Here is an 8,465-nt window from a genome sequence, read left to right as displayed (position 1 = left end):
TCGTTAACCAAGCGGCCTAAATGTTTCCCTCACCACTTGACAATGCCTCGCGCTTTTTCGCCGAAATGTCCCTTTCGGCGGCGGCGCCGGACGTGGCGAACGGCGCCGGCCACCAGATGCGCGGGCCGATCAGCGTGAACAACGCCGGGATGATCACCGTGCGCACCAGGAACGTGTCCACCAGGATGCCGAGGCCGACGATGATGCCCACCTGGGTCAGCACGATCAGCGGCAGCACACCCAGGACACAGAACACCGCCGCCAGCACGATGCCCGCGCTGGTGATGACCGCGCCGGTGGCCGACACCGCACGCACGATGCCGTCGCGGGTGCCGTGCTCGGGTGTCTCCTCGCGGGCGCGGGTGACCAGGAAGATCGTGTAGTCCACGCCGAGCGCCACCAGGAACAGGAACGCGAACAGCGGCGCGGTGTTGTCCAGCGCGGGGAAGCCGAAGAGGTGCACACTGGCCCAGCCACCCAGCCCGAGCGCGGCCAGCGCGCTGAGCACCGTCACCGCCACCAGCACCAGCGGCGCCAGCGCCGACCTCAGCAGCACGTACAGCACCGCCAGCACCACCACGAGGATCGCGGGCACCACGACCAACCGGTCATGGCCGGCCGCGGCGCTGGCGTCACGCGCGGTGGCATCCGACCCGCCCACCAGGGCGCCGTCGTCGACCGCGGACACCGAGGCGCGCAGCTCGTCGACGACCGTGAACGCCTCGTCGGACGCCGGTTCCGCGTCGATCACCACCGACCACTGCGTGAGCCCGGCGGGGCTTTGGCCCGCCTGGGTCACCGAAACGACGCCGGGCGTGCCGATGATCGCCTGTTCGACGGCCTCGGCCTTCTCGGTCGGTGCGACGACGTGCGCCGGGTCGGTCAGGCCTCGGGGAAAGTGCTCCGACAGCCGCTCGTATCCGGTGACCGACTCGGCCTGCACCCGGAACTGTTCGGTCTGGGACAGCCCGACCGGCGTGTTCCACACCCCGATGCACAACATCGCCAGCCCCGCGATGGACACCGCGGCCACGCTGGCTGGCCGGCGAGCCACCGATTCGGCGATGCGATGCCAGATCCCGCTGTCGGTAAGCGGTTTGGCGCCCACCTGCGGGATGAACGGCCAGAACAACCGCCTGCCGAACAGCGCCAGCAGCGGCGGCAGCACCAGCAGCACGTACACCGCCGCGACGATCAGACCCGCCGCCGCCTGCACACCGAGGCTGCGCACGCTCGGCGACGAGGCGAAGATCAGCGTCAGCAGCGCCAGCACCACCGTCGCGTTGCTCGCCAAGATCGCAGGCCCGGCCTGGCGCACCGCGATCGCCAACGCCTCGCGGTGGTTTTCGTTGCGGCCCAACTCCTCTCGATACCGCGAGATGAGCAGCAACGCGTAGTTGGTGCCCGCCCCGAACACCAGCACGCTGGTGATGCCCGACGTCGACCCGTCCGGCGTCATGCCGACGGCCTGCGCGACGGCCGTGCCCAGCACCGCGGCCACCCGGTCGGCGAACCCGATCACCGCCAACGGCACCAGCCACAACACCGGGGAGCGGTACGTGATGATCAACAGCAGTGCCACCACTATGGCCGTCACCGCCAGCAGCGTGATGTTGGCGCCCGAGAACGAGTTGGCGATGTCGGCGCCGAACGCCGGGCCGCCGGTGACCTCCGTGCGCAGCCCCGGCGGCAGCCCCGCCGCGGCGTCGGCACGCAGTTCGGTCACCGCGTCGGTGAGCTCGAAGCCGGACAGGTCGGCGTCCAGCGGCACCGCCGCCAGCGCTGCCTGGCCGTCGGCCGAGACCTGCGCGGGCCACTTCTGCGTGACGGCGTCGAGGTCGGCCGGGCTCAGCGCGGCGCCGTCCTCGCGGGTGACGACGATGATCGCGGGTGCGCTGTCCCCGCCCGGGAACTGCGCGCGCACTTCGTCGACGCGGGCGGACTCGGCGGTGTCGGGCACCGGCACCGGCGAGCGGCTGCTCGATTCATCGGTGCCGGCCAGTGCCATCAGGACGCCCGAGAGGGCGACCACGAGCACTGCCACTATCCAGGACACGCGTCGCGACATGCCTCCAATATTCGCGACATGCCTCCAATATTCGCGACATGCCTCAAATATTTCAGAGCCGGGTCAGAGCCCGTCCGGCCCGGCATCTGGCAGGGTGGACCTCGCCATGAGTGACACGACTGAGGACGACACACCGGCGCAGCCCGCGGCAGCGAACTCGACGGTGATGCTGCTGGGCGCCGGCGAACTGAGCCGCGAGCTCGCGCTGGCCTTTCAGCAGTTGGGCGCCGAGGTCATCGCGGTGGACCGCTACGCCGACGCGCCGGCGCACGGGGTGGCCGATCGCTCCGTCGTCGCCCGGATGAGCGACGCCGACGAACTGACCGCGCTGATCGAGAAGGAGAGCCCGCGCTACCTCGTGGCCCAGGCCGGGTTGATCGCCGCCGACACGCTGATCGCCGTCGCCGAGCGCGGTGACGTCGAGGTGTTCCCCACGCCGCGCAGCACACGGCTGTCATTGGACCGGGAGGGGCTGCGCCGGCTGGCCGCCGACGAACTCGGTCTGCCCACCGCGCCGTTCTGGTTTGCCGGCTCCGCCGAGGAGCTGACCGCGGTGGCGCAGCACGCCGGCTTTCCGCTGGTGGTCAAGCCGGTCACGGCGGCGGCGGGCGAGGGGGAGTCGGTGCTGCTGCGCGCCGAGGACGTCGAGCCCGCGTGGCAGCGCGCGGTGGCGGCCGGGCGGATCCCGCACAACCGGGTGATGGCCGAAACGGTCGTCGACGTCGACTTCGAGATCACCCTGCTGACCGTCCGGACCACCGGGCCGACGGGGCCGGCCGTGCACTTCTGCGAGCCGATCGGGCACCGCCAGGTCGACGGCGGCGTGCTGGAATGCTGGCAGCCGCAGCCGATGCCGCCCGCCGCGCTGGACGTCGCGAAGTCGATCGCGGCGCGCATCGTCAACTCGCTGGGCGGGCGAGGGGTGTTCGGTGTCGAGCTGCTGGTGCGCGGCGACGAGGTGTACTTCGACAGCGTGCGGCCACGGCTGCACGACAGCGGCCTGGTGACGCTTCGCTCCCAACGGCTTTCGGAGTTCGAGTTGCACGCCCGCGCGATCCTCGGGCTGCCGGTCGACACGATCATGATCTCCCCGGCGGCCGCCGAAGTGACCTACGCGGGCGCCGAACCGACCGCCGCCTCCGGCGTCGACCCGCAGGTCGTGCTCGCCGATGCGCTGACCGTCGCCGAAAGCGACGTGCGGTTGTTCAACCGGCCCGACGACAGCGAGGCACCGCGCCGTCTGGGGGTGGCCATCGCCACCGCGGCCGATCCGATCGTGGCCCGCGACCGCGCCAAGCGGGTCACCACCGCGCTTCGCGGGCTCTGGTAGCGGTGTCCGAGCCGAACCCTGCCGACCGGCCGACCATGACGCCGTTTCTGGCGGGGTTGGGCGTCGTTGCGCTCGTCGCGATCGTCTTCGGGTTGTTCAACCTGTTGGGCGGCGACGAGCCCTCTCCTGAGCAGCAGATCATCCGCGCGGCGGTCGGCCAGAACGACGCGCTGCAGCGACTCAGTTACGCCGATTTCCGTACCTACACGTGTGCTGCCGAGCAAGGCACGGAAGCCGATGTGCTTGCCGAGCAACGCGATTCGGTCGACTCGCGCGGCCAGCGGTTCGTCGACGAAGTCACCGACATCAAGGTCGACGGGGATCGTGCCCGTGCCAAGGTGACATACCATTTCGACAAGGCGCCCGACACCAAAAGCAGTGCGACCATGAGCTTTGTCCGCGAGGACGGGGCATGGAAGGTCTGTTCGGCCGGTCCCAGGTAGCTGTGGGAGACTTCGGTCCGTGAGCTATGCCGGAGATATCACGCCCGAGGAGGCCTGGACGCTGCTGACCGACGTCCCGGAGGCGGTGCTGGTGGACTGTCGCACCGAAGCCGAGTGGCGCTTCGTCGGGGTACCGGATCTGGCCACGCTGGGGCGTGATGTCGTGTTCATCGAATGGAACCGCACCGACGGCACCCACAACGAGGCGTTTGTCGACGATCTCGTCGAGAAGGTCGGCGAAGCGGGCGACCGGCCGGTGGTGTTCCTGTGTCGCTCGGGCAACCGCTCGATCGGCGCCGCGAAAGCGGCCACCGCGGCTGGTATCGCGCCGTCCTACAACGTGCTCGACGGGTTCGAGGGCGACCTCGACGAGCACGGCCACCGCGGGGGCCGCGGTTGGAAAGCTGTCGGCCTGCCCTGGAAGCAGTCATGAGCGAGCACGACAGCGACCAGGACGAGGTGCCCTCGGTGCGCCGCCCGGCCGCGCTGCCCGACGGCGTCGGCCCCGGCACCATCGGTGTGCGCGGCGGGTTGCTGCGGTCGCACTTCGAGGAGACGGCCGAGGCCATGTACCTCACCTCGGGCTACGTCTACGCGTCGGCCGCCGAGGCCGAGAAGGCGTTCACGGGGGAGATCGACCGCTACGTGTACTCGCGGTACGGCAACCCGACCATCTCGATGTTCGAGGAGCGGCTGCGCCTGATCGAAGGTGCACCCGCGTGCTTTGCGACGGCCACCGGGATGGCGGCGGTGTTCACGTCGCTGGGCGCGCTGCTGGGCGCTGGTGACCGCCTGGTCGCGGCGCGCAGCCTGTTCGGGTCGTGCTTTGTGGTGTGCAACGAGATCCTGCCCCGCTGGGGTGTGGAAACGGTGTTCGTCGACGGCGAAGATCTGTCCCAGTGGGAAGAGGCGCTGTCGGTGCCCACCGCGGCGGTGTTCTTCGAGACCCCGTCGAACCCGATGCAGTCGCTGGTCGACATCGCCGCGGTGTGCGACCTCGCTCATGCGGCGGGCGCAAATGTGGTGCTGGACAACGTCTTTGCGACGCCGATCCTGCAACAGGGTTTCCCGCTCGGTGTCGACGTCGTGGTGTACTCGTGCACGAAGCACATCGACGGGCAGGGCCGTGTGCTCGGCGGGGCGATCCTGGGCGACAAGACCTACATCGACGAACCGGTGCAGAAGCTGATGCGGCACACCGGGCCGGCGATGAGCGCGTTCAACGCGTGGACGCTGCTGAAAGGCCTGGAGACGCTCAAGGTTCGGGTGGACTACCAGAACGCGTCGGCGCAGCGGATCGCCGAGTTCCTCGAGAACCATCCCGCCGTGAACTGGGTGCGCTACCCGTTCCTGCCGTCGCATCCGCAATACGACCTGGCCAAACGGCAGATGACCGGCGGCGGCACGGTGATCACCTTCGAGCTGGTCGGCGGTACGAAAGAGCGCGCCTTCGAGGTGCTCGACAAGCTGCGGCTCATCGACATCTCCAACAACCTGGGCGACGCCAAGTCGTTGGTCACCCATCCCTCCACCACCACCCACCGGGCGATGGGCCCCGAGGGCAGGGCAGCGATCGGCCTCGGCGACGGGGTGGTGCGAATCTCGGTGGGACTGGAGGAGACCGACGATCTGATCGCCGACATCGACCAGGCGCTGCGTTAGTGTCCAGGCGGTCCGAGGCGAAGAAGGCGCGGCGGCGCAAGCGGCGGGCCGCGCGCGACGAGCGTTGGGTGCCGGACGCGGTCATGAACTCGATGTCCCCCGATATCGAAATGGCGGCGCTGCTCGAGGAGTTCGATCAGCGAATCAGCGAGCGCGGCTGGGTCTTCGACGAGGAGGCCTCCGACGACGAGTCGGCGCTGTGGTGCTATCCACCGTCGCAGGTCGACGTCGACGACGACGAGATCGCCGACATGACGACGATCGTGCTGACCGCGGCCGGCGGTGCCGACGTCATCCACGTCGTGTTCGTCGGCACCGCCGATGACTACCAGTTCGCGTATCAGGAACTGTTCGAGTGTCTCGATGTGATCGAGGCATACCGCCACGGCGATCCGGTACCGAGCTTCACCGCTTAGGGCTCTCAAGGCGGCCGCGAGCGCTCTCAAGGCGGGCGCGAACGTTCCTTACCGCTCGAAATTTCGGCCGAATTTCGAGCGGTAAGGAACGTTCGCGGGGCATGGAACCGGGTGGCGGCCCAGGCGCGTCCTATACCCATGCGCCCGTTCATCGGTTCAGAGGCGGTGGCAGCTGGAGTCGTCAATCGGTACCAGCTGGCGACCCGACACGATGCGGTGTTTCGCAACGTGTATGTACCCAGCGGATACGTCGTAACGCCCGTCGACAAGGCCGTGGCGGCGTGGCTGTGGTCTGAGCGTCGTGCCACAGCCGCGGGTCTTTCCGCCGCCGCGCTGCACGGCATGCTATGGATCGACGCGCACCTGCCTGCCGAGATCAACCAGCCCCATCGCCACAAGACCAAGGGGATCTTGCTGCATTCCGACAAGCTCGCCGATGACGAGGTTTGCGTCGTGAACGGCATCCCGGCGACCACAGCCGCACGAACGGCGTACGACCTGGGACGTCGGCGTGGCCTGACCACCGCGGTGATCCGGCTCGACGCGCTCATGCAGGCGACTGATCTCAAGCCAGCCGATATCCAGCTGCTCGCCGATCGCCACCGCGGTGCACGGGGCATCGTCCAGTTGCGTGAAGCGATCAAGCTGTCTGATGTTGGCGCCGAGTCGCCCCAGGAGACGCGCACCCGACTGATCCTGACTCGGGCCGGACTGCGGCCACAGCGCACACAGCTCGAGGTCTTCGACGAATTCGGCGATTTCGTCGGCCGCATCGACATGGGCTGGGACGACTGGCGCGTAGGCGTGGAGTACGACGGAGTTCAACACTGGACGGACCCACAGGTGCGGGAGCGGGACATCGAGAAGCAGGCCAAATTCCAAGCGTTGAGATGGCGGATCATCCGCGTCAGCGCAAACATGCTTCGCTATCGCCCAGATGTCATCATCGGTCGCACCCGCGCGGCTTTACGCGCTGCGGGCGCACCATACTAGGCCACCCCTTGCGGCCGCGAACGTTCCTTACCGCTCGAAGTTTCCGCGGAAATTCGAGTGGTAAGGAACGTTCGGCGAGTACTAGTCCTCGACCACGCCCTGCGCGGATTGCGCGCGCTGCTCGTAGCTTTGGCGCGCGGCGGTGTCGAAGTCCAGGAACACGCGGTCCAAGCCGAGCCTCTTGTTCAGCCACCGGCGTCCGCGCGGGCCCAGCATCTGAGCGGCCTGCGCGGTGAACCGCAGCGGGGCCGGAACGGACACATGGGTTTTCGGCTTCTGCAGCGTCTTGACCACGGCCGCCGCGATGTCTTCGGGTTCCACCGGCTTGATCGCGCCGCCGCTCTTGGTGCCCGAGATCAACTCGGTCTTGGTGAACGGCGGCATGACGACCGAGACCTCGACGCCGTGCGGCGCCATCTCGTCGGCCAGCGCCGCCGACAGCCCCACCACGCCGAACTTCGCGCCCACATACACGACCTGCCCCGGCACCGGGATGAGCCCGGACAACGAGGCGATGTTGATGATGTGCCCGCTGCGGCGCGCGACCATGTCGCCGAGCACCAGCTGGCAGCCGGTGATCACGCCGTACAGGTTCACCTCGATCGAGGATCGGATCGCTTGCTCGGACTGCTCGAGGAATGGGCCGATCGGCATCACGCCGGCGTTGTTGATCAGGACGTCGATGTGGCCGCCGCCGTCGGTGCGGGCCTTGTCCAGAAACGCCGCGAACGAGTCGCGGTCGGTGACGTCGAGCGGGTAACCTGACACCGGGCCGAGCTTGGTGAGCTGTGCGACGGCCGACTCCTGAAAGGCCACGTCACGGTCGCCGATGACCACCCGTGCGCCGCGTTCCAGCAGCGCTTTCGCGGTCGCGTACCCGATACCGCGGGCAGCACCGGTGATGGCGATGGTCTTGCCCCTGATGTTGTCCATGCGGCCGAACTTTACACGTGTCAAGTTCTGGGTGGAAGTGCGCTGGAATAGGCCTCGACGGGCCACGGTAGACATTGAGGTGATGTCACTTCGCTTCGTCTCGGTCGATCCGGACCACCCGCTGGCGCAGCCGCTGCTCGCCGAGTTGGCCGTCGAGTACGCCAACCGCTACGGCGGCACCGAGGAGCGGGTCATGAGGTGGTTGCGCTCGGTGCCTCCGCAGGACTTCGCCGCGCCGGGTGGCGGGCTGCTGATCGGCCTGCTCGATGACCAACCGGTGACCGGTGGCGGGTTCTGCCGCTTCGACGACGACACCGCGGAGCTCAAACGCATCTGGACCGACAGCCGCCATCGGCGCCGGGGCCACGCGAAGGCACTGCTCGCCGCGCTGGAAACCGAGATCGCCGCCCGTGGCTACCGACGCGTGTACCTGATGACCGGCGACCGCCAACCCGAGGCCGAAGCGCTTTATCTGGCAACCGGATACACCCGGCTGGCCGAGCCACTGCCCGCCGACGGCGACGTGTTTCCCGTCGCGTTCGTCAAGTGGCTGGATGGGTACCCCGGGGTGGACCGCACCGGCCGAAAGGCGCCGACGACATCGGAAGTGGACATGTGAC

General features: G+C 68.4%; 9 protein-coding genes. 7 read left to right on the top strand and 2 right to left on the bottom strand.

From position 1 onward, the window contains the following. Positions 1-16 precede the first annotated feature (16 nt). A complete protein-coding gene (locus MELE44368_RS09040) occupies positions 17-2,068 on the bottom strand; it encodes an MMPL family transporter (RefSeq protein ID WP_128108179.1) in 2,052 nt (683 codons plus the stop codon). A 106-nt stretch (positions 2,069-2,174) separates the two neighbouring features. Between MELE44368_RS09040 and purT the strand changes: the two genes are divergently transcribed. The 6 genes from purT to MELE44368_RS09010 all read left to right on the top strand — a co-directional run bounded on the left by purT (position 2,175) and on the right by MELE44368_RS09010 (position 6,912). Continuing rightward, positions 2,175-3,398 carry a formate-dependent phosphoribosylglycinamide formyltransferase gene (gene purT / locus MELE44368_RS09035; protein WP_128108178.1) on the top strand — a complete coding sequence of 408 codons (1,224 nt, stop codon included), beginning with the start codon at positions 2,175-2,177 and terminating at the stop codon, positions 3,396-3,398. Positions 3,399-3,433: 35 nt separating this feature from the next. Then, positions 3,434-3,841: an Rv0361 family membrane protein gene (locus tag MELE44368_RS09030; protein WP_128108194.1), complete on the top strand. Its 408-nt coding sequence runs from the start codon at positions 3,434-3,436 to the stop codon at positions 3,839-3,841. Between the two features lie 19 nt (positions 3,842-3,860). Then, positions 3,861-4,274, top strand: coding sequence for a rhodanese-like domain-containing protein (locus tag MELE44368_RS09025; RefSeq protein ID WP_128108177.1), 414 nt, complete (start codon positions 3,861-3,863; stop codon positions 4,272-4,274). Continuing rightward, positions 4,271-5,503, top strand: coding sequence for an O-succinylhomoserine sulfhydrylase (locus tag MELE44368_RS09020; protein WP_128108176.1), 1,233 nt, complete (start codon positions 4,271-4,273; stop codon positions 5,501-5,503). Before MELE44368_RS09025 ends, MELE44368_RS09020 begins: the two co-directional genes overlap by 4 nt. Next, entirely contained in the window at positions 5,503-5,919 is a 417-nt protein-coding gene (locus MELE44368_RS09015) for a hypothetical protein (RefSeq protein ID WP_128108175.1), read from the top strand. The genes MELE44368_RS09020 and MELE44368_RS09015 overlap by 1 nt, the downstream gene beginning before the upstream one ends. A 138-nt stretch (positions 5,920-6,057) precedes the next feature. Next, on the top strand, positions 6,058-6,912 hold the full coding sequence (locus tag MELE44368_RS09010; protein ID WP_128108174.1) for an endonuclease domain-containing protein: 855 nt from the start codon (positions 6,058-6,060) through the stop codon (positions 6,910-6,912). Between the two features lie 81 nt (positions 6,913-6,993). Here MELE44368_RS09010 and MELE44368_RS09005 read toward each other — a convergent pair whose 3' ends face one another. Next, positions 6,994-7,845 (bottom strand): SDR family oxidoreductase, encoded by an 852-nt coding sequence (locus MELE44368_RS09005; RefSeq protein ID WP_128108173.1) that lies wholly within the window; start codon positions 7,843-7,845, stop codon positions 6,994-6,996. 82 nt (positions 7,846-7,927) lie between these two features. Here MELE44368_RS09005 and MELE44368_RS09000 point away from each other — a divergent pair, with 82 nt between their 5' ends. Further along, positions 7,928-8,464 carry a GNAT family N-acetyltransferase gene (locus MELE44368_RS09000; RefSeq protein WP_128108172.1) on the top strand — a complete coding sequence of 179 codons (537 nt, stop codon included), beginning with the start codon at positions 7,928-7,930 and terminating at the stop codon, positions 8,462-8,464. Position 8,465 lies beyond the last annotated feature (1 nt).

Source organism: Mycolicibacterium elephantis DSM 44368 (assembly GCF_004014805.1).
Classification (GTDB): domain Bacteria; phylum Actinomycetota; class Actinomycetes; order Mycobacteriales; family Mycobacteriaceae; genus Mycobacterium; species Mycobacterium elephantis.
This window is presented reverse-complemented; position numbering and strand designations above follow the sequence as displayed.

Bases quoted from the DNA above. Each gene is read 5' to 3' on its own strand.
- MELE44368_RS09040 (WP_128108179.1), bottom strand. From the start codon at position 2,068: ATGTCGCGACGCGTGTCCTGGATAGTGGCAGTGCTCGTGGTCGCCCTC.
- purT (WP_128108178.1), top strand. From the start codon at position 2,175: ATGAGTGACACGACTGAGGACGACACACCGGCGCAGCCCGCGGCAGCG.
- MELE44368_RS09030 (WP_128108194.1), top strand. From the start codon at position 3,434: ATGACGCCGTTTCTGGCGGGGTTGGGCGTCGTTGCGCTCGTCGCGATC.
- MELE44368_RS09020 (WP_128108176.1), top strand. From the start codon at position 4,271: ATGAGCGAGCACGACAGCGACCAGGACGAGGTGCCCTCGGTGCGCCGC.
- MELE44368_RS09010 (WP_128108174.1), top strand. From the start codon at position 6,058: ATGCGCCCGTTCATCGGTTCAGAGGCGGTGGCAGCTGGAGTCGTCAAT.
- MELE44368_RS09005 (WP_128108173.1), bottom strand. From the start codon at position 7,845: ATGGACAACATCAGGGGCAAGACCATCGCCATCACCGGTGCTGCCCGC.
- MELE44368_RS09000 (WP_128108172.1), top strand. From the start codon at position 7,928: ATGTCACTTCGCTTCGTCTCGGTCGATCCGGACCACCCGCTGGCGCAG.